The 25582-nt window shown below is 42.1% G+C and carries 18 protein-coding genes and 1 tRNA gene; 9 read left to right on the top strand and 10 right to left on the bottom strand.

Annotation, left to right across the window (positions count from 1 at the left end):
- Window positions 1-30: 30 nt before the first annotated feature.
- Window positions 31-1512, top strand: coding sequence for an MBOAT family O-acyltransferase (locus HMPREF0659_RS02365; protein ID WP_044045833.1), 1482 nt, complete (start codon window positions 31-33; stop codon window positions 1510-1512).
- 1 nt (window position 1513) lies between these two features.
- Window positions 1514-1999, top strand: a complete 486-nt coding sequence (locus tag HMPREF0659_RS02360) for a hypothetical protein (protein ID WP_013264351.1) — start codon at window positions 1514-1516, stop codon at window positions 1997-1999.
- A gap of 226 nt (window positions 2000-2225) precedes the next feature.
- On the opposite strand, the gene HMPREF0659_RS02355 is transcribed toward HMPREF0659_RS02360, so the two are convergent.
- The 5 genes from HMPREF0659_RS02355 to xpt all read right to left on the bottom strand — a co-directional run bounded on the left by HMPREF0659_RS02355 (window position 2226) and on the right by xpt (window position 6806).
- Window positions 2226-3335, bottom strand: a complete 1110-nt coding sequence (locus HMPREF0659_RS02355; protein WP_044045832.1) for an energy transducer TonB — start codon at window positions 3333-3335, stop codon at window positions 2226-2228.
- Window positions 3332-3895 (bottom strand): DUF4251 domain-containing protein, encoded by a 564-nt coding sequence (locus tag HMPREF0659_RS02350; protein ID WP_013264231.1) that lies wholly within the window; start codon window positions 3893-3895, stop codon window positions 3332-3334. The genes HMPREF0659_RS02355 and HMPREF0659_RS02350 overlap by 4 nt, the downstream gene beginning before the upstream one ends.
- Before the next feature lie 130 nt (window positions 3896-4025).
- The gene (locus HMPREF0659_RS02345) at window positions 4026-4478 is read right to left on the bottom strand and encodes a hypothetical protein (RefSeq protein ID WP_013264125.1); all 453 of its coding nucleotides are present in this window, start codon (window positions 4476-4478) and stop codon (window positions 4026-4028) included.
- Between the two features lie 198 nt (window positions 4479-4676).
- Window positions 4677-6020 (bottom strand): nucleobase:cation symporter-2 family protein, encoded by a 1344-nt coding sequence (locus tag HMPREF0659_RS02340; RefSeq protein WP_013263970.1) that lies wholly within the window; start codon window positions 6018-6020, stop codon window positions 4677-4679.
- 213 nt (window positions 6021-6233) lie between these two features.
- Complete coding sequence (xpt, locus tag HMPREF0659_RS02335) at window positions 6234-6806, bottom strand: xanthine phosphoribosyltransferase (protein WP_013264458.1); 573 nt, start codon at window positions 6804-6806, stop codon at window positions 6234-6236.
- A 219-nt stretch (window positions 6807-7025) separates the two neighbouring features.
- Here xpt and HMPREF0659_RS02330 point away from each other — a divergent pair, with 219 nt between their 5' ends.
- Window positions 7026-9101: a TonB-dependent receptor plug domain-containing protein gene (locus HMPREF0659_RS02330; protein ID WP_013263825.1), complete on the top strand. Its 2076-nt coding sequence runs from the start codon at window positions 7026-7028 to the stop codon at window positions 9099-9101.
- 180 nt (window positions 9102-9281) lie between these two features.
- Here the strand turns inward: HMPREF0659_RS02330 and HMPREF0659_RS02325 are convergent, their stop codons facing one another.
- Together HMPREF0659_RS02325 and HMPREF0659_RS02320 are read right to left on the bottom strand one after the other, a co-directional pair.
- The gene (locus tag HMPREF0659_RS02325; protein WP_013264273.1) at window positions 9282-11447 is read right to left on the bottom strand and encodes a family 20 glycosylhydrolase; all 2166 of its coding nucleotides are present in this window, start codon (window positions 11445-11447) and stop codon (window positions 9282-9284) included.
- Window positions 11448-11916: 469 nt separating this feature from the next.
- Window positions 11917-11991: transfer RNA gene (locus tag HMPREF0659_RS02320), tRNA-Pro, on the bottom strand.
- Window positions 11992-12115: 124 nt separating this feature from the next.
- Here HMPREF0659_RS02320 and HMPREF0659_RS02315 point away from each other — a divergent pair.
- The 5 genes from HMPREF0659_RS02315 to tsaE all read left to right on the top strand — a co-directional run bounded on the left by HMPREF0659_RS02315 (window position 12116) and on the right by tsaE (window position 19672).
- Window positions 12116-13369, top strand: coding sequence for a 3-phosphoshikimate 1-carboxyvinyltransferase (locus HMPREF0659_RS02315; RefSeq protein WP_013264309.1), 1254 nt, complete (start codon window positions 12116-12118; stop codon window positions 13367-13369).
- Between the two features lie 42 nt (window positions 13370-13411).
- Complete coding sequence (locus HMPREF0659_RS02310) at window positions 13412-13810, top strand: hypothetical protein (RefSeq protein WP_013264521.1); 399 nt, start codon at window positions 13412-13414, stop codon at window positions 13808-13810.
- A 65-nt stretch (window positions 13811-13875) separates the two neighbouring features.
- Entirely contained in the window at window positions 13876-17394 is a 3519-nt protein-coding gene (gene porW, locus HMPREF0659_RS02305) for a type IX secretion system periplasmic lipoprotein PorW/SprE (protein ID WP_013263913.1), read from the top strand.
- Window positions 17395-17412: 18 nt separating this feature from the next.
- Window positions 17413-19029, top strand: a complete 1617-nt coding sequence (gene porX, locus HMPREF0659_RS02300) for a T9SS response regulator signal transducer PorX (RefSeq protein WP_013264699.1) — start codon at window positions 17413-17415, stop codon at window positions 19027-19029.
- Between the two features lie 232 nt (window positions 19030-19261).
- A complete protein-coding gene (gene tsaE / locus HMPREF0659_RS02295; protein WP_004360470.1) occupies window positions 19262-19672 on the top strand; it encodes a tRNA (adenosine(37)-N6)-threonylcarbamoyltransferase complex ATPase subunit type 1 TsaE in 411 nt (136 codons plus the stop codon).
- 333 nt (window positions 19673-20005) lie between these two features.
- On the opposite strand, the gene HMPREF0659_RS02290 is transcribed toward tsaE, so the two are convergent.
- The 3 genes from HMPREF0659_RS02290 to HMPREF0659_RS02280 are packed head-to-tail and all read right to left on the bottom strand — an operon-like array spanning window position 20006 to window position 21706.
- Window positions 20006-20275: a DUF4834 family protein gene (locus tag HMPREF0659_RS02290; RefSeq protein WP_013264531.1), complete on the bottom strand. Its 270-nt coding sequence runs from the start codon at window positions 20273-20275 to the stop codon at window positions 20006-20008.
- Window positions 20276-20294: 19 nt separating this feature from the next.
- Window positions 20295-20999, bottom strand: coding sequence for a CDP-diacylglycerol--serine O-phosphatidyltransferase (gene pssA / locus HMPREF0659_RS02285; RefSeq protein WP_013264367.1), 705 nt, complete (start codon window positions 20997-20999; stop codon window positions 20295-20297).
- Window positions 21000-21001: 2 nt separating this feature from the next.
- Window positions 21002-21706, bottom strand: a complete 705-nt coding sequence (locus HMPREF0659_RS02280; RefSeq protein WP_013264863.1) for a phosphatidylserine decarboxylase family protein — start codon at window positions 21704-21706, stop codon at window positions 21002-21004.
- Window positions 21707-21837: 131 nt separating this feature from the next.
- Between HMPREF0659_RS02280 and dnaE the strand changes: the two genes are divergently transcribed.
- Entirely contained in the window at window positions 21838-25557 is a 3720-nt protein-coding gene (gene dnaE, locus HMPREF0659_RS02275; protein ID WP_013264609.1) for a DNA polymerase III subunit alpha, read from the top strand.
- Window positions 25558-25582: the final 25 nt, after the last annotated feature.

Here is a 25582-nt window from a genome sequence, read left to right as displayed (position 1 = left end):
GGAAACAAGCAGCAAATAAACGATTAATAGATGACAAATATAACACAGCTGATGACTGCCTTCTTTGACTTCTTGTCTTCACAAGACAAGAACTGGTCGCTGTGTACATTTCCATTTATGGTTTCTTTCCTTGTTTTCTTTGCCATATACATAGGATTAAACCGCTATCGCCAAACATGGACAAAGGCATACGTCATAGCTTTTAGTCTTTTCTTTGCTTTCAAAGCGAATGGAGTTTTGATGTGGCTATTGCCCATTGTTACGATTAGTTCATGGTATCTCACTCGCTTTATGATGCGCTTAAAGCGTGGAAAAGTACGTAAAATTGGACTTGCCATTGTCATCCTAACTGAGTTGTTACCCCTACTCTACTACAAATACTCAAACTTTACACTTGAGATATTCCACGAACTATTGCGTAGCAACTTCTCACCAGAGAAGATGTTGCTACCTGTCGGTATCTCATTCTTCACCTTTCAAGCTATCAGTTACACCGTTGACATCTATAAAGGACGCTATCCTAAGACGGCAGAACTGATTGACTACGCTTTCTACCTTACCTTTTTCCCACTCCTTATCGCTGGTCCCATCACCCGTGCTGAAGTATTGCTCCCACAGGTTCAGACACCGAAAGACAATGTCAACGAGAACCTTGTTTATAAAGGTTTATGGCTGATCATCTGCGGACTGATAAAGAAAGCCCTCATCGCCGACTATATTGCACAATACAATAATATTGTTTTTGATGCGCCAGCAAGCCAAAGTGGCTTTGGTAATTTGATGGGTGTATTGGGCTTTTCAGTTCAAATCTATTTCGATTTCTCGGGTTACAGCGACCTTGCTATTGGTGTTGCCGCCCTGATGGGATATGAGCTAAAAGACAATTTCAGATTCCCTTATCAGAGTCTGAACCTCACTGAGTTCTGGCATCGTTGGCATATAGCTCTCTCCACATGGTTCCGTGACTATCTTTACATCCCATTGGGAGGAAACAGAAAAGGCGAACTTCGCACCTATCTCAATAGCTTCTTGGCAATGATAGTGGCAGGTCTGTGGCATGGTGCATCATGGATGTTCATTGTATGGGGTGTACTTCATGGTATCGGACTGGTCATTCATAAGTTTTGCCGAAACAATGGATTGGATAAGATACCAGACAATAAATATACAAAAGGTATCAGTTGGTTTATTACGTTTAGCTATGTTTCCCTTGCATGGATATTCTTCCGTGCAGCGGATATGACAACTGCTACAACATTAATCGACAATATCCTGCATACTATCAGCCTCTCAGATGCCTACACCTTCCTAATGGAATACCCACTATGGCTTGCCGTTGTGCTGATAAGTTTGGAACTTCATAGTATTCGAGAGACTGACTATAACTGGCTGCAAAGTAAGTTTATCCATTCTTCATGGCTTGTTAAACTATGTATCTTTGCTGTTGTTATGCAGTTAGTTATTAATCTTAGTCATCATAGTATCCAACCTTTTATCTACACACAATTCTAAGATGGTTATCAAATACAAATATAGCGGTTTATTACTCTTAGAAGCGCTGCTCTCACCCATCCCCATCTTCTTATTTATATGGTTTTTCTTTGGGCACATAGTTGTAGACGCTGCCCATCCTTTCATGCTCATTTTCGCACTCTCAATCATACTTCATACTGTTTTGTTTTGCCTTTTCAAACTTTTTGTTGCCTGCCAAAAACTATGGGAAAAAGACTATCTATCCATCAAAGGTGACCATATTTGTTTCTACGATTGTCTACGTTGCAAATATACAGAAGTAACTGCTGATGAAATAGAAGGGATAAACGACTACAATTATTACTTCGTTCCTTTCATCGTTCAGATAATTTATACAACAAAGGGAAGAATCTTCACCCTTCCAGCACTTACTAACGAAGGGCAAGAAAGGGTTACAGAAATTATTTACGACTTCCTATATCAGGCTGAAAAAGAGAAGGACGAAAGGCATACAAGCATACCCTAAAAGAAGATAAGTATAACCTATCAACTTTCCGTTTCCTTTCTTTGGTGAAACAAAACAAATGCTTTCGCGTTTCATTCACCTTTGAAACAAGCAATGAACAAGCATTAATCGACTCTGAACCAACTATTTACCGACAATCACATCTACATCTGTTTGCTTGGTGCGAAGCCTCCGCACCATAGGTGCTTACCACCCGCACCACACGTGCTAAGGCTCCGCACGACTCTTATTGGAAGTGTAAAATGAGGGGAAAGTTATATCTATAAGCTACAGCTTTACCGTTATGCATTGCAGGTTTCCAACCTCTTAATAATTGAAGTGCTGCAGCAACACTGCGGTTCAACTCAATATTATTTACCGTTAGAAAGACTATATCTTTCAAAGAACCATCCGTATCAACAATAAAAGAGGCGTAAATTCTCCCCACAGGAGTTGTTGCTGGGTTAAGTCCTGTATCGGAAAAATTCTGCCCAAAAGCCGCAACTAAATTTCCATCAAACTGTGGCAATATTTCTGGGAAGACAGAATCAGGTGATAAGGAGACATATACAGCCTCATTAGGAAGTTTCTTAGTGCCTGCATAAGATAATGACTGTTTCTGCCACTTCTTAAAACTCTTAGAGAAAAGTACATCTACCATGTCATTACTTACTTCTGAATAAACTCCTCCACCGTTATCAACACCAAGGTCGAAAAGTATATTCTGTCCTATCAGTGCAAACTGATTGGGCAGAAGGTCCCAATTTATAGAGTCCTCAGTATGCGTATTTGCCGTATAATCTAACAGTTCATAAAACTGATAGCGAACGTTAGGATCCTGCCACATGCGTGTCTGATTAAACACATCATTCTGCGTTAAGACTTTCTTATTGATAAGATCAAAGGTAAAATAAGAATGCTTTGCCGTAATGACACTTGTTGCATTACGTTCCTCCAAGCGGGCAAGAAAAGAAATGTATCTGCCTGGCTCCAACCAAAGACATCGTAACCCCATATCATAAAAACGCCTTTCAGCACCCGCATCATCCTTTATAGTTCGCACTTCTTTACCTAACGAAGACTCAAACTGCTTCCAACCAGTATCATAACTTTCGGAAGACTGGTTAAAGAAAAAGTTTGTAAGATAATGCTGTAGTTCTGGTAAGAGAGAGCCATCCAAGCCTTTTGGCCATTCAAAATCCTTTGAAATAATCGTCAACGTATCACCCTTCTCATACAGATGTCGAGACGACTCATAAAGCATGGCATCCTTAGACGCAATTGTTCCTGCCGACTGTCCGAATGCCATATGACTTACAAACAGTAACAGGAACAAAGTATTAAGTCGGTTAATCATAATTTCATGAATGTTGTCTGGTGTCTCTTACTTGCTTTTTGACCCTTTGGTGTAAAAACATCATTAAGCTCCATCACACCAGAAAAGCTAATCGTCTCCTTTTCACTGGGATTAATTACCAATGACACAGTAGCATTATCGAAGACTTCAAGTACAATCTGATAGCTCTCGAAATCATTACGAGCGGTCATAAAGATACGACGTCCGCCCTTCATCGGTTCTTCCTTGTAACTCGTCAGAGGTTCTACAAGGCTCAAACCGCCACCACGTCCGTAAGGAATATAGTAAGCTCTACCGAAATAAGGGAGGAAAAGCCCTACCGAATCACCACTCACCTCGAGTCCCCAATCGTCCTGTAAATAGACAGCAGGACCACGCATAGGGTACATACGGTCCACAAAGACGCGGTAGCGATGCTCTGCTAAGTGAGCCTTCACAGCAGTAGCACGCAACTGACTCATTTTCTCCTTTGACACAGGATTACCCTCTGAATCATAATAAGTTGTAGCACAACCCACCATTAGGACAGCTACAAAAAGAAATAAAACTAAACGTTTCATTGCATACCTCTCTTTCTTTTAAGTCGTTATAGTATTTTTTCTTTCTACTTTACAAGCATTAGGACAACGTTTACACAAAGTTGTGAAGATTCTTATAGTCTACTGTTCAGTCTAAAGAACAGTTCTTATACTATTCAATCTTTTCAATCTTTGGGGCATCCATCTTCTCAATAGAAGGTGCTGTCTGCTTAGCAGGAAGTTCTGAAGATGGAGTAACGTCTGGAGCAGGTGCAGCGATAGGAGCATCGTATTGGTTAGACTGCACCTTATCAGAAGCCTCCTTCCCCTTATCATCTTTACCAGCCTTAGCCTTTTCAGCCTCAGCAGCTTTCTCCTCATCAGTCATCATATCCTCTTTTGAAGGCTTCATATTAGGCCAAAGATAATCGCCTACTATGTCTATTGTGTCTGCATCTGCATTGCGTTTCTGCACCTCTTCCTCCTCCTGTTCAGTCATTGGAGCATCATCTGAAGCCACAATGAGATTATAAATTAAGCCCAAGAATACGAGGACAGCCAGTCCACAAAGAACTTTAAAGGTCAGCGACTTTGTAAATTTACGCTGCTTATTCTGATTTGACATAGTCTTGTTATTATTCTGTTTTGTTAAGAATCAATTTATACTTCACGGAGAAACGCAATCGGTACATTCTCCTTCTATCTTTTGCAAAGATAAACATTTAAAAGGAGAATGTACCGAAAGGATAGTAAAAAACTGCTTTTTTCTTACAGAAAACACTTAAATCATTATTGATTCTTTGGTTTTCTATATTGCTTAAGTTTACTCCTTGATGCGGATAAAGGCATTGGCAAGGATAGCTGTAAGGCCACCTGTAGTGATACCACTTGAGAAAATGTTCTTGATGATATCAGGCATCTTATCAAGAATACCAGGTACCAACTCTACGCTCAGACCCATTGCAAAACTGATAGCCATGACCAACACAGCCTTACGAGTAATCTCAGTAGAAGCGATAATACGAATACCTGCAGCGGCAACAGTACCAAACATCAACAAGGTTGCACCGCCCAAAACAGGATCAGGAATAAGTGAGAACACCTTACCAACAACTGGGAACAATCCTAAAAGAACCAAAGCGCCAGCAATGAAATAACCAACATAACGGCTGGCAACACCCGTAAGCTGTATCATACCATTGTTTTGGGCAAAGATAGAGTTAGGAAAACTATTGAAGACAGCAGCTAATAAAGAGTTGAAACCATCTGCAAGAACACCACCCTGCGCTCTTTTCAAGAAGACAGGACCTTCAACAGGCTCACCAGAGATGAGTGAATTGGCTGTAATATCACCAAAAGCCTCTACAGCTGTTACCAGATAAATAAGTCCGATACCAATGATTGTACCTAAATCAAAGTTCAATCCATATTTGAAAGGAACTGGAATATTAAGGCTACCACTACCTTTGAGGCTTGAAAAGTCAATCATATTGAGTGCATAAGCAGCTACACAACCTATCAATAGTCCCAACACAATGGATCCCATACGTAGGAAACGGTTGTTTGATCGGTTGAAGAAAATAATGCTAACCAATACGAGTAACGCAAGTCCAAGATTCTGCATAGACCCAAATGTACCAGCATCAACAGCCGACTGACCACCACCACAAGAGTTGATACCTGCCTTAATAAGACACATACCAATGAGGGAAACAACGATACCTGACACCAATGGAGTGATAATCTTACGTGTGTAAGGCAAGAGACGGCTCACAACCATCTCTACAACAGAGGCAACAAGACAAGCACCAAAGATGTAACTGAGTCCCATTTCTACGTTCATCTTGCCGTTAATCATACCCAACATACCTGCTCCGATGATTGGACTGATGAAAGAGAAAGACGTTCCTTGAATACAAAGAAGACCTGCTCCAATCGGACCAAACCTACGACACTGAATAAAGGTAGCCAATCCAGACACGAAGAGAGACATTGACACGAGGAAACCTGTGGTATCCAAGTCGAATTTCAATGCTGAACTGATGATGAGGGGTGGTGTGATAATGGCTACGAAGATTGCCAACAGATGCTGCAAAGCAGCAAAAATAGTTTCACGAATTGGTGGACGATCATTCAGACCATAGATAAGTTCCTTAGACTTTTCCATTCTTTTTGTTATTTAAAACGATATAATAAAGGTAAGATGTTATTCTTTACTGAAATAAAAGGGTAGCTTTGGTGATTCCAAAGTACAGCTTCATCTTTCTTAAAAGTTAGTTCTACGCCTCTTAAAGAGTAATCTCAATGCTTTAAAGAAGCGTTTGCGTTAAAGATGATTACCATATAAAACAAGAAAGGTGGGCACACAAGCCCACCTCGTTTATGTTTCTCTCATTTTAATCTCACAGTTTTCAAGCGACTCGATGATAGCCAAACTCTCACAACGAACACCTGCTACTTCAATCGCATCACGACCATGTTGAAATGCTTTCTCTATGATAAAGCCCATACCAACTAACTCTGCACCTGCTTTTTTACAAAGATCTATGATTCCTTTCGCCGCATTACCATAAGCCAAGAAGTCATCAACAAACAGCACCTTGTCGCCTTTACCGAGATACTCTTTGGATATCACGACGTTATACTCTCTTTGCTTGGTAAACGAGAAGACGCTTGTCGAAAGCATATCGCCCATTGTTGAAGGCTTTTTCTTCTTCGCAAAGACCACAGGAAGGTCGAGTAAAAAGCCCATCATAATGGCAGGAGCAATGCCACTCGCTTCAATTGTGATAATCTTGTTGATTTCTGTTGATGCATAACGGCGGATAAACTCCACACAAATCTGCTTCATCAGATTAGGATCCATCTGGTGATTAATAAACTTGTCTACCTTCAAGATTCCGTCTGGGAAGCACTTTCCATCCTTTAAGATACGGTCACGTAATGCTTTCATTGTGCAATTAATCGTTTGTCTGTTTCGAGAATTAATTGCCTACAAAAGTAGTAAAAATCTCAAATATAACGTACATAAACGAAGGTTTTTCTACACCTTACCCACATAAAAGTCGATAATCATCGATTAATCCACGCTGTTACAAAAACTTTTATTACTTTTGCACCCGTTTGTCGGTTGGGGAAAGCTCCACCTTCCGACGTTTTCTTTAATTATATTATGTACAAACCAACATTTCAAAAGCGCAGCGTTCTGAAGTTTAAACACTTCTCCAACCATGGCTATTCGCTCTTTTCAGTTCTTGGGAAAGAGGTTCTGATTGGTGTACTGAGCGTCGCTACCTTGCAAAATGCTACTGCCAAGGGCATTAGTATTGAAACAGAGAAGGCAGAGACGGACTCAACTATCACCAACAGAGGCATCATGATGGAGGAAGTGAACGTCACTGGAACGCGAGCACCGCTGACAGTTAGTCAGCAAGCGAGAATGGTAACTGTACTGAGTCGTGAGGATATTCAGGCGGCTCCAGTACAAAGTGTAAACGATTTGCTAAAGTATGCCGTCGGTGTTGACGTCCGCCAAAAAGGACCTTTAGGTGTCTTGACCGACGTAAGTATTCGTGGTGGCAACTCAGAGCAAATCACAGTCCTCCTTAATGGTATCAATATCTGTGATGCACAGACTGGACACAACTCCTTTGACTTCCCAGTTGACATCAGTGAAATCGAACGGATAGAAGTCCTTGAGGGTCCAGCAGCCCGCGTTTATGGTACATCTTCGTTATTAGGTGCTATAAACATCGTAACCAAAACTCCACAAAAGACAAGTCTTTCTGCCCATATTGAAGGTGGTTCCTACGGCTATCTCAGTGCTGGCATACGTGGAAACATTGCTTCAAAAGACCGTTGGAACAATCAGCTATCAGCTTCTTACACTCGCAGTGATGGCTATCTTCGCAACAAGGCAGGCAGCCTCAACGCTGATTACCGCACTGCAAAAGTTTTTTATCAAGGTAATTATACGGATGAAGACATGATGGTTCGCTGGCATACAGGTATGAGTGTGAAAGACTTTGGATCAAATACTTTTTATTCAGCAAAGTACGATGACCAGTTTGAACACACCTTCAAGACCTTCACAGCCATTCAAGCTGAGAACCTAAGGGGCCGTTTCCACATTCGCCCTTCTATCTATTGGAACCGCAATATGGACCGCTTTGAGCTCTTCCGTGGTGCATCCAATAAGTATCCTTTCAACTATCACCGCACAGATATCTATGGTGTAAACCTCAATGCCTACTTTGATTGGACACTTGGGCGTACTGCCTTTGCTGCAGAACTACGCAATGAAGACCTCGTCAGTGGTAACCTCGGCGAACCACTCTCTCGTCCAAAGCATATCCATGGCACAGACAGAGACTATACAGTCGGACTTAATCGCACAAATATTCAGTTTGTTCTTGAGCATAATATCATCCTTGACCGCTTCACGCTGTCAGCTGGTTTGACAGCAGTCAAGAACAGTCAAGCAGATATGCCAATGCATGTTTACCCTGGAGTTGATGCAAGTTTCCGTATAGGAAACGCTTGGAAGCTATATGCTTCTTATAATTCGTCCCTCCGTATGCCGTCTGTTACAGAGTTATTCTACTCAGTTGGTGGTCATAAGGCAGACAAACATCTTCGCCCAGAAGAACTTTCAGCATTCGAAACGGGTGTGAAATATGACAATAAGGGCGTCACTGCCAAGGCAAGCGTTTACTGGAACAATCATAAGAACCTTATCGACTGGATTAGTGATGGTACATTAGATGCTAACGGAGCTGTGCTATGGAAGAGTGTAAACTTCGGAAAGATAAAGCACTTTGGAACAGAGGCTTCACTCGATTTCGATCTCTATCAGCTTCTTCCTTCACAAAGATTCTTTAAGAAGTTTGGTGTGGCTTATAGCTATATCCACCAAAAGAAGGTTGATAATCAAGGTTATGTAAGTAAGTATGCGTTGGAATATTTGAAGAACAAGTTTGTCAGCAATCTCCAGTTGAACCTCTGGCGCAATCTTGATCTTGGCTTCTACTATCGCTTCCAACATCGAATGGGAAACTATATCGACACAAACAACCAACGACAAAGCTATAAGAGCTATGGCGTTGTTGATAGTCGTATGACTTGGAATGCAAAGAAGTGGACGGCATATGTTGAAGCAAACAACTTATTTGGGGCTCATTACGTTGACTATGGGAATGTTCCACAGCCAGGCGCATGGGTCGTTGCTGGTGTAAGTCTGAACCTTTAGCGAATTATTTTCATGAAAAAAAAATTTTTCTTCACGACAAGAAATATTTTTTTTCATGAAGAAAAATATTTATCATCACGAAGAATAATTCATTACCTTCGTGATGATACTTTTATTTATAACGGTCTGTCGTCATCGTAAAGACTTTCTTTTTACAAGCTGACAACCACCATCTTCACTCTATCTTACGTTTACAGCGATACCACGACGCAGCATATCATCTGTCAACGGACGAACTCGCTTGAGGAACTCCTTATAACTTCTACGTTCTGGTACACTCCATCCTGCCTCAGCCAAAGCAGCTGCACGTGGAAAAGCTTGATAGTAAATACGCTCTGTGGAGTTGATACATTCACTCCAAAGCGTTCCACTCACTCCGAGTAGATTATCACGTACAAATACACTATCCTGCCCCCATGCAGGGTCAAGACGGTAGGTCTGTTCGAGTGTGGTTACCGGCATTCCCCAGTTCTTCTCAGGCATATCCCCCTTCTGCTGTGGATAGTCAAGGTAACAGTGCTCGCCCGGACAGAGCATTATCTTGGCCTTATTGCGTACAGCAGCATCAATAGCCGTCTTCGTCAAACCATGTCGCCATGCATAAACCACACAACCCGGCTGAATCGTCTTAAACTCCTGTTCATACCAGTACATTGGGATCTTACCCAATGACTGAAGTTTATTAATCACGCGGTCGAAGAGGTATTGCTGCAACTGCCAGTTCTCTGTGTACCCTTCTTTCTTCTTCAGTGCTGTACAAGCTGCGCAATCTGACCATGCCCCCAATGGTGGCTGCCCAGCCTCATCACCCCCTAAATGAACATATGGAGCAGGGAACACATCGGCTAACTCTGTCAAAACATTATCGAGAAACTCATAAACAAAAGGCTCTGCAGGACATAGTAACTCATTGCTCACACCACAAGTCAAGCGAATAGGTACAGGCTTCTTAGCACAAGAAAGCCGTGGGAAACAATGAATAGCTGACACTTCATGACCCGGAAGTTCTATCTCTGGAATTACCATCACATGATACTGAGCAGCAAAACGAACGAGTTCGCGCATCTGATCTTGGGTATAATAACCGCTGATACGCTCTGGCATGTCATCCATTCCGACACGATCAGACGCCTTCTCAATGAGTTCTGGGTACTTCTTTATCTCTATACGCCATGCCTGATCGTCTACCAAATGAAGATGGAGTGCATTAAACTTATAGCGTGCCATCTCAACAATAAAGCCCTTCAAATCTTCAAACGGAATGAAATGACGCACTGGATCGACCATCAATTCACGGATTGCCGTACGTGGTTCGTCCACAATATTGAGCGCAGGAATCTTCACTGAACGTGCGGAAACACCATTACCAATACAGAGTTGTTCGAGTGTCATCAATCCATAGAACACCGCTGTTGCTGTGCGTCCTTTAATCGTTATACCCTTATCGTTCACCTGTAAGATGTAAGCCTCATTATTAGTAAGCGACTTATCAAGTGCAAGGCGCACCATCGGTCCTGTTTTACGTCCCTTCTTATAGACTGTTCGCTCACCGAGGATACACTCAGCTTGCATCTTTTCATTACTCAATTCCTGTGGAGCCTCTACCCCTACAACATCTTTCCATTTGAGAGGAAGACTATTTTTGTAGACTTCCAGCTTGAGAGGATGCGGTACGAGGAGATTCTCTGGGTCGCATACATTCTCCATTTCATGACGTGAGAAGAAGTTTCGCCAGCCTGGAGCATTACGATATGCCTTCTTTGCTTGAGCAGGAACGATGAGTCTCACACGGCTAAGATCTATACCATCAAAAGTATTGTCAGCACAAACAGGAGGAACAACTGCCGATAGACGAACTTCACGAAGTCCACGACAATTAGCAAAAGCGAAAGCACCTATACGTGTAGAGCCGTCGAAGAACAATTCTGTCAACTGACGACAACCATTAAAAGCTGATGCATCTACCACACGTGTAGTTGCTGGGAAATATAGTTTTCCACTGATTCCGTCACAAGCAAAGAACGCTTGCGTACCGATAGAATCAAGTTTTGGGGGAAGTGTAAGCGACGTAAGACGATGACACGAGTGCATCGCATTGCGAGGAATCACTTTACAGTCAGACTGTGAAAGATCGAGTACGGTTTCATTCACTTTTACATCTCGCAACGTTCTGAAGTTCTGCGCATTGACTGACTGACCTAATAGAAAAAAAGCAAAGAGCGTGAACATGCCCCTATCTAAACATCTTCTCCAAGAAGAGATACTATTAAGTCCTTTTTTTTTATGAATAAACAGCAGAGAATCCTGCAACAGATTTGCCCAAGAGGTTACGCTCATTGTAGCCATTTTCTTGTTTGATTTAATTACGTAATACAATAGATTTTGGTTTTATTATCTTAACAGATGGGACAAAGATACAAATAAGATTTGAGATACAAACATTTTCTATCGGCTTACTTCTTAAACACAAAGGGTATTGTTCGTTTTTGCCGATAATACAAAGGAGATTGTTAACCCCACGTCATCACTCGTGACACGCTTTCTTTCTACCATAGTAGAAGAAACAAATAGCTCTTTTTGCGCTACGTATAAAAGGCATTTTGCAAGGCTATAAACCGCACGCACGATTGGTGCGCACCATGCGCACCACTGGTGCTGAGGCTCCGCACGTTTACAAGAAAGGGAAGAAAGGATTTATTGTTGCCCATTCTCAATATGGGGTAAAGGGACATATGACGTAATATAGATCATCTGTATGATTTTTATCAACAAAAAAAGAGGCTATAACAGCCTCTTTTGTAATCATATTTCACAGTCGGGATGACCAGACTCGAACTGGCGACCACTGGTCCCCCAGACCAGCATTCTAAACCTACTGAACTACATCCCGCTCTTTTTAAAGCAATGCAAAATTAGTTACTTTCCACCATATTAGCAAACTTTTGGACTTCTTTTTCTCTTATACCAAGTTTATTTCGTACTTTTGTCCTATAATAAATCTGCACTAAATACACATGCAATACATCATAACTTGCCCCGAACATATTGATACTTCTATCACGCTTCCCGCATCAAAAAGTATCAGTAATCGTGCATTGATTATCCAAGCACTTACAAAGGGAGGAATGATGCCAGAAAACCTATCGGACTGTGACGATACAGAGGTTATCATCCGTGGACTAAGTAAGCAGTCAGATGTCATCGATATCAAAGCTGCAGGAACAGCAATGCGCTTTATGACAGCTTATCTAAGTGCAACGGATGGAGAATATACAATCACAGGAACGGAACGAATGAAACATCGTCCGATTGGTATTCTCGTAGATGCACTGCGCTATTTAGGGGCAGAGATTGAGTATGTTGGCGAAGAAGGTTATCCCCCACTCCACATCCGTGGCAGACAACTTGAAGGAGGTTCATTGCAGATACCAGGTAACGTCAGTTCGCAGTATATCTCTGCACTATTGATGATTGCACCTATTCTGACAAAAGGATTAGAACTAAAGCTGACGGGTAACATTATTTCACGACCTTACATAGACCTCACATTGCATCTTATGCATGAGTTTGGTGTATCGGCAGAATGGTCAGACTTTGATACAATTAGCGTAAAGTCACAAGCCTATCAGCAACGTGCCTACACAATAGAAAGTGATTGGAGCGCAGCAAGCTATTGGTATGAGATACTTGCGCTGACAGATGACACACGCTCAAAGGTGGCTTTGCAAGGATTGAAAGATGGTTCACGACAAGGCGACTCGGCTGTGCGCTATATCTTCTCACTATTAGGAATAAAGACAAGTTTTAAGGATAAAGATTCTAACGGCTTACCAGAAGCGATATTGACACGCCATTCACGAATGCTGAACAGAATGGAGTATGACTTTACCAATCAGCCAGACTTAGCCCAAACACTCATCGCTGTGTGTCCGATATTAGGAATACCCTTCCATTTCACAGGCTTAGGTACACTGAAAATTAAAGAGACTAACCGCATTGAAGCTATGACGAGAGAGATGGAGAAGTTAGGCTATATCCTCTATTCGGAGAACGAAACAGAACTTTCGTGGAATGGTGAACGTTGCGAGCCAATGGCAGAACCCATCATAGAAACCTACGAAGACCATCGCATGGCAATGTCGTTTGCCCCATTAGCTATCAAATTAGGCGAGATACGCATTAATCATCCAGAGGTAGTTTCTAAATCTTATCCCCACTATTGGGACGATTTACGCAAAGCGGGCTTCCATATACAAGAAGTGGATTAACCTACTCACAGAGTTGCTCAAACAATAAAACGAAGTAAAAGAATGAATATATTTTTCATTGGCATAGGTTCTCTTTTAATCTTAGCGATTATAGCTGCTATCGCAACAAAGCTTACCAAGAAGAAAGAAGGTGAGCCAGATGTTGTCATGCCGACATCTGGCGATTGTTCTTCTTGTGATGGAACAGACGACAAATGTGAACAGGTATGTATGATGGAGGCGGCTGTGAAAGGTGTAGAATACTATGACGATGAAGAACTTGACCGTTTTCGCGGTAGACCATCTGACCAATATACCGACGAGGAGGCAGAGGAGTTTGCAACGGTTCTTTATACGATGCAACCCCATGAGGTGAAAGGTTGGAACAGAAGTCTTATCCTTCGGGAAATTAACCTACCCAATCAAATTAAGGATGAGTTGATAACAATGATAGAAGGTTAAGCTTGTTATCTGTATTTATCTCCACTTTTAAGACGCTTACTTTAGAATAGAACATCAAAGAAAACGTGAAGAAAAGAGTATTAAGACATATTATCCTCTCTCTGTTGGCAATCAGTGTACTAACTATAATCAGTTGCTCAACAAAGAATAACACCTCGCAAACGCGTTGGTGGCATGCCTTCAATACACGTTATAACGTCTACTATAACGGCGCACAAGCTTATATTGATGGTTCATTAGAGAAGGAGAAGGGAAATAAGGATAACTTCACAGAACTCATCCCACTCTATACTGTCGGCAATAAGAATAGTCGTGACTTAGGAAAGGGTAACTTCGATAGGGCTATAGAAAAGGCTGAGAAGGCGATTGCAAAGCATAGTATTAAGAAAAGACCAGAGTGGACAAAGAGCAGACGAAAGACGGAAAAGGACATAGAATGGCTATCGCGACGTGAGTATAATCCCTTCTTATGGAAGGCATGGATGCTTATGGGGCGTTCACAGTTTCATAAAGGTGCCTTTGAAGAAGCGGCTGCTACCTTTGCTTATATGAGCCGCATCTACAAAGGACAACCTGCTATCTATGGGAAAGCAAGGGCTTGGTTGGCTAAGTGTTACATAGAACAAGACTGGCTCTATGATGCTGAGGACATCATTCGGAATATGCAGCGCGACTCTTTAGATTGGCAAGCTGTGAAGGAGTGGGACTATACCTATGCTGATTATTACCTGCATTCAGGTGAGTTTGAGAAGGCTGTTCCTTATCTCCAGAAGGTTATCAAGCATGAAATGCGTAAGAAACAGAAGGCTCGTGAGCTGTATCTGCTGGGACAGGTATTGGCTTCACTCGGCAGAAATGAGGAAGCCTACAAAGCGTTCCAACGCGTAATCCGTACCAATCCTCCCTATGAATTAGAGTTCAATGCACGTATTGCTCAGACTGAAGTTACCGCTAAGGGGCAGACGAAGAAGATGATTAGTAAGCTCAAGAAAATGGCTGCTTCGGACAATAACAAGGAGTATCTTGATCAGGTGTATTACGCTATGGGCAATATACACCTTGCTGCACGAGACACACTGGCAGCTATTAATGCATACGAGTTAGGTAACAAGAAGGCTACAAGAAGTGGTATTGAGAAAGGCGTTTTACTGCTCCACCTTGGTGATCTCTATTGGGCAAAGGAACGCTTTGGAGATGCTAAACGATGCTATGGAGAAGCTATCGGACTCCTTGATAAGGACCGCAAAGACTATGAACAGTTGTCTGAACGTTCAAAGATATTGGACGAGTTAGCACCTTATACAGATGCCGTACAGCTCCAAGACTCGCTTCAATATCTTGCAAAATGCTCTGAACAAGAGCGTAATGCTACCATTGATCGTGTCATTACTGCCCTTAAGAAGAAAGAAAAAGAAGAACGAGAGTTGCAAACTGCGATGAATAATGGACAGCAGCAAGGTATGGATGGCAACTTTGGAAACAATAACCTTGGAACGCCTAAGCCTTTAAATAATAGACAACAGCAAGGAAATACGTGGTATTTCTATAACCCAACAGCGGTTCAACAAGGTAAGACTACCTTCCAACAGCTATGGGGCAAACGAGAGAATGTTGATAACTGGCAACGCATTAATCAAAGTGTTGTGGGCAAAATAGGCAATACCAACATGCCTATTGAACTTACAGAGCAGCAAAGGGATTCTATCATGCACGCTGAAGCACGACTGGATTCTATCAAACAAGCGGCAGACTCACTTAAGAATGACCCTCACAAACGTGAGTATTATCTGTCACAGATACCTTTCACTGCAGAACAGTTGGAGGCAAGTAACAAGATACTGGAAGACGGATTGCACCACTCTGGTGTTATCTTTAAGGACAGACTTGATAACCTTCGATTAGCAGAAAAGGCGTTGCGACGTGTGAGTGACAACTATCCTGACTATGAACAGATGGATGATGTGTACTATCATCTCTACTTACTCTACATGCGTAAGAACGAACCACAGGTGGCTGAGAACTATGTTACACGCTTAAGTCAGAAGTTCCCAAAGAGCAAGTGGACTGCTCTTCTTACTGATCCGTACTACAAACAGAACCTTCGTTTCGGTGTACAGATAGAAGATTCTCTTTATGCAGCAACCTACGAAGCCTTCAAACAAGGCCGATATGGTGAGGTAGCAGCTAATACTCACATCTCTAATTCACGCTTCCCAATGGGTGCCAATAGGGATAAGTTCCTCTTCATTGGAGGCTTAGGTAAGTTGAATAATGGCGACCCTACGGGTTGTGTCAATGACATGAAAGAGGTTGTACAGAAGTATCCTAACAGTCGTATAAGCGAGATGGCGGGTATGATTGTTAATGGTGTGCAAGCTGGCAAGAAACTGCGTGGAGGTAAGTTTGACCTTGACGACATCTGGAGCTATCGTGCAAACGTAATGAAAGATAGCGATAGCATACAACAAGCTAAGCTTTCTTCAGAGCGTGATATAGACTTTAAGTTCCTGTTAGTGTACCACCCTGACTCCCTGAAGGAGAATAAGTTACTATTCGAATTAGCACGCTTCAACTTCACAAACTTCCTCGTTCGTAACTTTGAAATTGAGATAGAAGACCTCAATGGCTTACATCAGATGCAGGTATCAGGCTTCCGTAGCTTTGATGAGGCTTACCAATATGCACGCCAATTATTCGCATCACAGGCTGTAGTACAGCAGATGGGCAAGAGCACAAAGGGGATTATAATCAGCGATAAGAACCTTAAACTGATAGGAACAATATACAGTTATAAGGACTACGAGGCGTTCTATGCAAAGCATTTTGCACCTTTAGTAGTGACACAAAGATACTTACTTAGTGAGCCAGCTGAGGTTGCTACACCACGTGAACGCGACATACAGCAGGAGATAGAACAGAAACATGCAAATGATCCAGACCTCTATCCTGATACGCAGGACGTACCTGTTGACAACACGATGACTATCCCAATGGAGGAGTCTAAGCCTAAGAAGACAGAACAGAAGGTCGTTGAACAAAATAACAACACCTTTGAGATTCCTGTAGAGGACAAGAAACCAGTTGTAAAGGACAAGAATACTGCCCCTGTGGAGAAGAAAACAACAACGGAACAGAAACCTGCTGTTGAAGAAAAGAAGCCTATAACGGAGGAGAAAAAGCCTGTACTGGACGACAATAGCACCTACTTCATACCAGAGGAGGAACCTGTAAAGCCAACTACTCCTGTGACACCAGCTAAGTCAACAGTGCCAACAACTCCAAACAAGACAACTAAGCCTGTTATACCAGCTAAGCCTACGACTCCTGTAGCACCTGCAAAGACAACAAAGCAAGTGGCAACAGACAAGTCTGCTAAGCCTATTGCGCCAAAAACGCAACAGCCTTCTACACAGAAGCCACAGGCTACACCTGCACCAAAAAAGAAGATTTCGGATGACGGTCCGATAATCTACTTCGGTGATGAAGTGCCACAACAGAACAAGACAAACAACAAGAATAATAAAAAGAACCAGCCCATCCAGAACGATATCGAAGATGAATACTACGATTTGGAGGGGTTCTAAGGAAAGGAGATAACAGCTATGAGCAATGGATTGTTACTTTGGGTAGATGATGAGATTGAGTTGTTAAAGGCTCATATCATCTTCCTTGAGAAGAAAGGATACGAAGTGGTGACGGTCAGCAATGGTACTGATGCTATTGACCAATGCCAAACACAGACATTCGATCTCGTTCTCTTGGACGAGCAGATGCCTGGATTATCAGGTTTAGAGACGTTGCAACGTATTAAGGAGATTCAACCTGCCACACCTATCGTCATGGTAACGAAGAGCGAGGAGGAAGATATTATGAACCAAGCAATCGGTGCAAAGATTGCCGATTACCTTATTAAGCCTGTCAACCCTAATCAGATCCTCCTTACACTGAAGAAGAATATCCACCAAAAAGAGATTGTTACGGAAGTAACTCAAAGCGGTTATCAGCAGAACTACCAACAAATTGCTATGCAGATAGCCGACTGCCGAACATTCAATGACTGGAAGGACGTCTATCGAAAGCTTGTACATTGGGAACTGGAACTAAGCAGTGCTGATAGCAATATGACCGAGATGCTGAAGATGCAAAAGGAAGAAGCCAACAATGGTTTTGCTAAATACATTGCGAAGAACTATCTTGATTGGGTAGCACCACAAGACAACAAAGTCAGCAATAGCTTCTCTAAATTGGCTGGACAGAAGAAACAGCAGACGAACAACGATGATAATCGTCCGTTGCTTAGTACTGATATCTTCAAAAGTAAGGTGTTCCCACTCATTGACAAAGGTGAGAAGGTGTTTCTCATCGTCATTGATAACTTCCGACTCGACCAATGGCGCATTCTCTCAAAAGAGATTGGCGACATGTTTGACATTGAAGAAGACCTCTACATGAGTATTCTTCCAACTGCCACACAGTATGCTCGTAATGCTATTTTCAGTGGTCTTATGCCAAAGCAGATAGCAACAATGTTCCCAGAACTATGGGTAGATGAAGACGAGGAAGAAGGTAAAAACCTTAACGAGGAACCACTCATACAAACACAGATAGACCGCTATCGCCGACATGATAAGTTCTCTTATCATAAGATTAACAACTCTACTGGTGCAGACAAGTTCATGCAGCAATATAAGAACCTTGCGCAGAACGACCTCAATGTACTTGTAGTAAACTTCGTCGACATGCTTTCTCACGCTCGTACAGAGATGCGAATGATACGAGAATTAGCAAGCAACGAGAGCGCATATCGTTCTATCACGCTCAGTTGGTTCCAACATAGCGTATTGGCAGATGTATTCAAAGAGTTAGCGCAGTCTGACTATAAGGTCATCATTACAACCGATCACGGTTCTATCCGTACGACGAATCCTGTCAAGATTATCGGTGACCGCAATACGAATACCAATCTGCGTTATAAATTAGGAAAGAGCCTCAACTACGATGCACGACAGGTGTTTGCTATCAAGAATCCTCATCTTGCACAGCTCCCTGCACCAAACCTCAGCACAAGCTATGTCTTTGCAACAGGCGACTCGTTCTTTGCCTACCCTAATAATTATAACTATTACGTCTCTTACTATAAAGATACATTCCAGCACGGAGGTATCTCTATGGAAGAGATGATTGTGCCATTGGCAACACTTAGTCCGAGGAAGAGGTAAGAGGAAGCCTCCCCAACCCCTCCGAAAGGAGGGGAGATTTCCTCAAATACACTTAAGAATGGGATAGAGAATATATCTTATTAAAGGTAAGTGTGCTTAAGACATAAACATAGGTTGTATAGGTTCGTTCTCACATAGGAATCTGTAAAATTCTTGAAACCATATAGTTCCATACAAATGGACGAACTGCAGGCGACCACCTACCGCATAAACAAAATAAAAAGAAAACAATATGGAAATTACAATCAAAAGCCTCGATTCCATCCATGAGGCTGCAAAGGAATTTGTCAAGGGGATGGGTGATGGAAAGGTATTCGCTTTCTACGGAAAGATGGGTGCAGGAAAGACTACTTTTATCAAGGCTCTTTGCGAAGTCTTGGGCGTAGAAGATGTCATTACCTCCCCTACTTTCGCTATTATCAACGAATATACGGATGGCAACGGTGACCCAATCTATCACTTTGACTTCTATCGTATCAAGAAGTTGGAAGAAGTATATGACATGGGATATGAGGACTACTTCTATAGTGGTAACCTCTGCTTGTTAGAATGGCCAGAACTCATCGAGGAAATCCTCCCTGAGAATGTCATCAAGGTTACGATTGAAGAGCAACCAGATGGTACTCGTAAGCTGAGTTGTTAACAAGAAAGGAGCATCAAAAAGTAGTTCATGCGAATGCGAAATATCTTTACATAGATTGCCGTTCATTGGGCAATTTATAGGGATAAAATCGCATTTTCGAGCACACTTGTAACTGTCTTGTATTCATAATGTTACAAAACAGAAAAAGAAAAGGTGCTTTATAAGCCTCTAAAAGGGCGTTAGTAAGACCTCAAAAGGGCACCTTTTAGAAGCCAATTAAGGCTTAATTCGAACGCTATTAAGCATCAATAGAAAAAGTAGAGATAAAAAAATAGGACAAATCAAATTGATTTGTCCTATTTTTTTGTGGGTATAATGTAGTGTTACATTTAATTACGATTTTGTATCATCAGACTCGGTGAAGTCAACATACTCGCCTTCGCTGTCTGGGATTACTTGCTTATTGCGCTCTTCCATTGGGCGGTTATCAATGATAGTGTTCTCTGTAGAGCTTGGTTCTTGATACTGATAGTTGTTAGGATTAAACTGACGACGTGCGCGTGTCATCTGCTTATAGAATGCAAAAGCCACCCATAAGATAATCACAAAAAACGCTATAAAGAAGAAGAACGCAAACTTCAGAATAAAAGCAATTATTGACATAGCTTTGAACTTATATCCCTTACTGTTGTGTTGGGGATTGTTTTACGATAGCTGATAGTATCACATACCATGCAATGATAATAGCAAATGACGAGATACCAAAGATAACAATCAATGGACAACAAGTAATCAAGAAGAGATACTTCACCTCATTACCCTTGAATGACCAGTGCTTGAACTTTAAAGCAAACATTGGAATCTCCGATACAAGCAGCCATGAACTAATCAGAATACCTGCAAGGAGGAAGTATAAAACCCAAGGACGAGTCTCTAACTTCTCCCCTACACCTACAAGAAGTGAACCCCAAAAGAGTGCATTCGCTGGTGTTGGCAAACCTATAAAACCTAATGCCTGACGTTCATCAAGATTGAACTTTGCAAGACGCAATGCCGAGAAAGCTGCTATGATAAAGGCTGTATAAGGCAGATAGTCACGTAATGGCTCAAGAAAAACAGGATAAGACATTACGTATAACTGTGAAAAAATGATAGCTGATGGTGCTGCACCGAAAGTAATAACGTCTGCCAAAGAGTCTAACTCTTTACCAATAGGAGAACTAACATTCAGTAAGCGTGCCACCATTCCATCAAAGAAATCAAACACTGCACCTATAATAATAAATAGCAAAGCGACCTCTATCTTGCCTGCAAAAGCAAAACCAATAGCGATGCAACCAGAGATAAGGTTGCAACAAGTAATACTATTAGGAATATGTTTCTTCATCTTTACTTGTTATTTGGCTTCAACTTAGCAATCACTGTTTGGTCACCTGTTGTCGACTGTCCCATCTTAACACATACCTCAGAACCTACAGGAAGGAAGATATCAACACGACTACCTAACTTAATAAAACCAAGATGCTCATCAATATAACAATCTTCACCAGGTTTAGCGTATGTCACGATACGGCGTGCCATAGCACCTGCAATCTGACGACAGAGGATGTCTGTGCCATCAGGAGTTGTGATGATAGTATCTGCATGTTCGTTCTCCTCACTTGCCTTAGGTAACCAAGCCTTGTGGAAGTTACCATCAAAATGCTGTACAGACTTTACTACTCCATCTACAGGGAACCAATTGGCATGAACGTTCCATAGACTCATAAAGATTGAAATCATCAATCGGCGCTCATGAAAATATTCGTTTTCGTCTACTTCTTCTATTACAACGATATGACCGTCGGCTGGAGCTACGACAATACCCTCCGTATCCTCACTACCAAAATAGCGGATAGGACACTGATAGAAATTAAGTACTATACCATAGACAGTACCGAACACGACTGTAAAAATCCAAAATGGTATCTTCGTTGGAACTGCAAACCAGAGAACCAAAGCTATAAGGACAAGACCTATACCTCCGTAGAGCAGTGTATTTGTCCCTTCGTGATGGATTCTAATCTTTTTGAGTTTCTTTTTTATTTTTCCCATGGTCGATAAACGACGTATTTGTTTTGTTGCAAAGGTACTTCTTTTTTGTCATTTCCACAAATTTTCACTCTCAATCTTTTGTTATGTCGGCTTTTCATAGTAACTTTACAGCTCAAAAACGCATAAGTTCAATGGAAGATTACGTACATTTACACGTCCACACCAATTATTCTATTCTTGATGGTCAGTCTAAGGTTACACGCCTTGTTGATAAGGCTATTGCAGACGGAATGAAGGGTATGGCGATTACTGATCATGGTGTAATGTTCGGCATAAAAGAGTTTGCTGACTATTGTGCTAAGGTCAATAAAGGTAGGAAAGAGAAGGGTGAAGAGCCTTTCAAACCTATCTTCGGATGTGAGATGTATGTAGCACGTCGCACAATGCATGATAAGGATAAGAGTATGCATGATAATTCTGGCTACCACCTTATCGTATTGGCAAAGAACTATACAGGATACAAGAACCTTATTAAACTTGTATCTAATGCGTGGGTAGATGGTTATTACTATCGTCCCCGAACGGACCGTGAACAGCTTGAGAAGTATCATGAGGGACTGATTGTGTGTACAGCTTGTATTGCAGGTGAAGTCCCTAACAAGATTATACATGATGATATCGAGGGGGCAAGAGAAGCTTGTGAATGGTATCATCGTGTCTTTGGAGATGATTTCTACCTTGAGTTGCAACGTCATGAAGTAAAAGACCCAAGTTTAGTGGCAAACCGTGAGGCTTATCCTTTACAGCAGAAAGCTAATAAAGTACTCATGAAGTTTGCACAAGAATATGGTATAAAGATCGTATGTACCAATGACTGTCACTTCGAAGACAAGGAGACCGCCGAGGCACATGACCACTTACTCTGTCTTTCAACAAATGAAGATTTAGATGATCCTAAGCGTATGCGTTACTCTAAACAAGAGTGGTTTAAAACGCGTGCAGAGATGAATGAGATATTCTCAGACATCCCAGAAGCTATGACGAATACGCTGGAAATCTTAAATAAGGTAGAGACTTATGATATTAATCATGGCCCTATCATGCCTTTCTTCCCCATCCCAGAAGACTTCGGAACGGAAGAAGAATGGAAAAAGAAGTTCACTGAGGAAGACTTATACAAGGAGTTTACCACCGATGAGAATGGCGAGAACCCTCTTCCCCCTGAAGAAGGACAGAAGGTTATCGACCGTTTAGGAGGCTATGAGAAGATGTATCGCATTAAGTTCGAAGCCGATTATCTTGCGAAGTTAGCCTACGATGGTGCCAAAAAATTATATGGCGACCCTCTTTCTGACGAGGTTAAGAATCATATTCGCTTTGAGTTACACGTCATGAAGACGATGGGTTTCCCTGGTTACTTCCTCATAGTACAAGACTTTATCAATGCTGCACGACAGGAATTAGACGTAATGGTGGGGCCAGGTCGTGGATCAGCAGCAGGTTCTGTAGTGGCTTATTGCTTAGGAATTACACAAATAGACCCTTTGAAGTACGACCTCCTTTTTGAGCGTTTCCTCAACCCTGACCGTGTCAACCTCCCTGATATTGATACCGACTTCGATGATGATGGTCGCGGACGTGTACTGCAGTGGGTAATGGATAAGTACGGACACGAGAACTGTGCACATATTATTACCTACTCTACGATGGCAACAAAGAACTCTATCAAGGATGTTGCTCGTGTAGAGAAACTACCAGTAGATGTCTCTAATGCCCTTTGTAAGGCGATTCCAGAACGCTTACCTAATGGCATGAAGATGAACTTAACGAATGCTATCAAGTGTACTCCAGAGTTGCAGAATGCAGAGGTTAGTGAAGACATAAGGGAGCGTAATACGATTAAATACGCCAAGATGTTGGAGGGAACAGTGCGCGGAACGGGTATCCATGCCTGTGGATTCATTATCTGTCGCAACCCTATTGATGAATGGGTGCCTATCTCTACGGCAACAGACCCAGACTTCCCAGAGAAGAAAGTACCTGTGACCCAGTATGATGGTCACGTGATTGAGTCTACTGGTCTTATCAAAATGGACTTCCTCGGACTGAAAACACTATCCGAGTTAAAGGAGGCTTGCAAGGTTGTTAAGCAAACGAGAGGTGACGTGATTGACCTTGAGAAGATTCCTATTGATGACGAATTGACCTACCAACTCTATCAACGTGGACAGACCGTTGGTACTTTCCAGTTTGAGTCGGCAGGTATGCAGAAATACCTTCGTGAGCTTCATCCAACCGTATTTGAAGACCTCATCGCCATGAATGCGCTCTATCGTCCGGGACCAATGGACTATATCCCAGACTTTATCAAGCGTAAGCATGACCCATCTTTGGTGAAGTACGACATCCCATGTATGGAGAAGTACCTCAAAGACACATACGGTATCACAGTCTATCAGGAGCAAGTAATGCTCTTGAGTCGCCAGTTAGCGAACTTTACACGTGGTGAGAGTGATGCCCTTCGTAAGGCAATGGGTAAGAAGATGAAGGCTATCGTTGACAAGATGAAGCCTAAGTTCATCAAGCAAGGACAAGAGAACGGACACGACCCACAGATACTTGAGAAGATATGGAGCGACTGGGAGAAGTTCGCCAGCTATGCTTTCAATAAGTCACATGCCACTTGCTACTCATGGGTAGCTTATCAGACAGCTTACATGAAGGCGCATTATCCAGCCGAATATATGGCTGCGTTGATGACACGTCGCTTCAGTCAGATTACCGAAATCACTAAGTTGATGGAGGAATGTAAGGCATTGAAAATTGCAACCCTTGGTCCTGATGTCAACGAGAGTCAGATTGGCTTTGGTGTGAATAAGCATGGTGAGATTCGCTTCGGACTCTCTGCTATCAAGGGAATGGGGGCAAGTGCGGCTGATAGTATTGTACGTGAACGCATGGAGAATGGCCCTTATAAGGATATATACGACTTTGCTGAGCGTGTCGATCTCAGTAATGTGAACCGCAAAGCATTTGAAAGTTTGGCTTATAGTGGCGGCTTCGACAGCTTCGGTTTACAGCGAGAACAATACTTTGCAGTCACTGCAAAGGGTGATTTGTTCTTAGATACTATTGTCCGTTATGGTCAGCTTTTCCAAGCCGAAAAGGCACAACAACAGAACTCCCTCTTCGGAGGTATGGATGCTATTGACGTAGTACATCCTATCGCACCAAAGGCAGAGAAGTGGCCAGTCATTGAGAAATTAAACAAGGAGCGTGAACTTGTTGGTATCTATCTGTCAGCCCACCCACTCGATGAATACAGTGTTGTGCTGAACAACATGTGTAACACTCGTTGCTCTATGATAGGTCGCAATGCGAATATGACAGAATTGGCAAAAGCTGACGAAGTGACATTTGGCGGTATTGTCACATCTGTAAACGAACGCTTCTCGCAAAAGACTGGTAAGCCTTTTGGCTTTGTCACGATAGAAGACTTTGAAGGAACGGGCGAATTAGCATTGTTTGGTGACGATTGGGCACGGTGGAACAACCTCCTGAAGATGAACTACACCGTTTATATAACAGCTAAGTGTCAGCCTCGTTACCGCAATAATCCTGACATGTTAGAGCTAAAAGTGCAGAAGATTGAGCAACTCTATGACGTGAAACAAAATCGTTTGGAACGCTTTACCATCTCTATGGATGCAACAGCTTTAGACGATGCCTTCGTTTCGGAATTAGCAACAGTCATCGAGGAACATATCGGCAACACACAACTTTACATACAGTTGCGAACACCTGACAACACAGTTCTTATGCTAAGGAGTAAGAATGGTGGCGTTAACGTCGACCGTACGCTGATAGACTTTATCTCATCGAATGAGAAGATGGAGTTCCATATAAACTAAATCAAAAGTGGCACAATCTTTGATG

The sequence above is a fragment of the Prevotella melaninogenica ATCC 25845 genome (assembly GCF_000144405.1).
GTDB classification, from domain to species: domain Bacteria; phylum Bacteroidota; class Bacteroidia; order Bacteroidales; family Bacteroidaceae; genus Prevotella; species Prevotella melaninogenica.
Note: the sequence above shows the minus strand (reverse complement) of the source record. Positions and strands in the feature narration are given on the sequence as shown.